Annotated in this window: 1 protein-coding gene; it reads left to right on the forward strand. The window is 47.6% G+C overall.

From position 1 onward, the window contains the following. The first annotated feature begins 578 nt into the window (after positions 1 to 578). Entirely contained in the window at positions 579 to 1,883 is a 1,305-nt protein-coding gene (gene ltrA, locus HF312_21510) for a group II intron reverse transcriptase/maturase (protein MCU7522789.1), read from the forward strand. Positions 1,884 to 2,032 lie beyond the last annotated feature (149 nt).

Consider the following 2,032-nt stretch of genomic DNA (forward strand, 5'->3'; position numbering starts at 1 on the left):
GAATTTGGGATATAAAAAAAGCAGAACGGATTTTGTCCGTTCTGCTTTTTTTGTTGTGCGCCCGGCAGGGCGCTTGTTCTTTAAGGTGAAAGTCCTGAATGGGCCCGGTAAGGGGAACCATTAGCCAAACGGCAAGGGTGTCCACCGCGAGGTGGAATCTGAAGGAAGCCGAAGGCAAAGCACTGGGCTGACGAACAGAAACCGTATACGAGGCATATGAAGAGGATGAGGAGGCAACTATCTCTAAAGTCCAGTACTTACACGGAATCTCCATATGTAGATACGGCAGCTATAAGTGTGAAAGTACAGGTGCATTACCCGGGGAGATCTCTAATCGTTTCTTTCCCGAGAAGGAAAGATAATCATGTTCGAAAGAGGATGAGATGACATTAGAGAAGTCAGCAGAGGCCATAGTAAAGTCATAGAAATATGACAGAAGGGCCGAACTTAAATTTAAGGGAAAAGAACCTTTAACCCTCTGTGAAATAAGGAGACATAAAGCTATAGGAAAGAAGTTTGAAATAACTGAAACCCGGAAGGAAGGGGTGCTGCGGAATAGCACAGGTACTTCTGTGGGTATGGCTGAATCCGCACCGGAGGAAGGGAAACTGCCCTCAGCGAAGCTAAGGTTAATCGAAATTGTGGTAAGCCGGGAGAATATGACGAAGGCTTACCAGAGAGTCCTGAGCAATAAGGGTTCCGCAGGCGTGGATAACATAACTGTGGAAGAACTTAAAATTAAGCTCAAGACGGAGTGGCCAAGGATTAAAGAAGAGCTCTTGAGCGGGAGATATAAACCCCAGCCGGTTAAAATGGTAAAGATACCAAAGCCCTCTGGAGGTGAGAGGACGCTCGGAATCCCGACCGTGCTCGACAGACTGATCCAGCAGGCACTCCAACAGGTCTTAAGTCCCATATTCGATCCCGGATTTTCTAACTTCAGCTACGGCTTTAGAGCAGGCAGGAGTGCACATGGTGCAATCCTTCAGGCAAAGAGGTTCCAGATGGAAGGGAGAAAGTATGTCGTGGATATGGACATAGAGAAATTCTTTGATGAGGTAAATCATGACGTGCTCCTCGGCAGGATAAGACGGAAGATAAGGGAAAGAGAAATCCTCACCCTTATAGGCCGATACCTCAAAGCAGGCATGATGAGCCATGGTGTGGAAAGACAAAGGGAAAAAGGAACGCCACAGGGCAGTCCTCTTTCACCCCTTTTGTCAAACATACTTCTGGATGATCTCGACAAAGAGCTGGAAAGGCGCGGCCACAGTTTCTGCCGCTATGCTGATGACTGTAACATATATGTCAAAAGCAGGCGCTCAGGCGAACGGGTGCTCAAATCGATAGGGCAGTTCCTTGAAAAGAATCTGAGGCTTAAGCTCAACCCCTCTAAAAGCGGTGTCGACCAGGCACAGAGAAGAAGCTTCTTGGGATATTCATTCCTGTGGGACAGGAAGGCAAGGATCAGGGTACCAAAGGAAACAGTCCAGAGGTTCAAATCCAAGGCAAAGGAGATCTTCAGGCGTGGAAGAGGAAGGAATCTGTCATTCTTAATAAAGGAGGAACTGACTCCATTCATAAGAGGATGGATAAACTACTTCAGACTTGCCGAGGTGAAACAGTTTGCCGAGGAACTCGACGGATGGATAAGGCGACGCCTGAGAACGATTATATGGAAACAATGGAAAAAGCCAAGAACAAGAATGCTAAGCATGATGAAGCGGGGAATAAGTGAGAAAAGAGCCGCCTCTTCGGCCTCAAACGGCCGTGGGCCATGGTGGAACTCAGGACAGCCACACATGAACGAGATCTTTCCAAAGCGGTACTTTGACAGCCTCGGACTCGTATCGATGATTGACATCTTAGCTAAACAGAAATAACATTGATTTATTAAACTTAAGAACCGCCGTATACGTGAACCGTACGTACGGTGGTGTGAGAGGTCGGAGGGCTTAAAGCCCTCCTCCTACTCGATTAAGGCCGTATGGTTTAGAAATCGGCACCCAGGGAGAAGTAATACCTGGGGGCT

The sequence above is a fragment of the Ignavibacteria bacterium genome, from assembly GCA_025612375.1.
In the GTDB taxonomy this organism is placed as follows: Bacteria; Bacteroidota; Ignavibacteria; order Ignavibacteriales; family SURF-24; genus JAAXKN01.

What these genes read in the sequence shown, in the direction of transcription:
- ltrA (MCU7522789.1), top strand. Translation starts at nt 579, where the DNA reads ATGGCTGAATCCGCACCGGAGGAAGGGAAACTGCCCTCAGCGAAGCTA.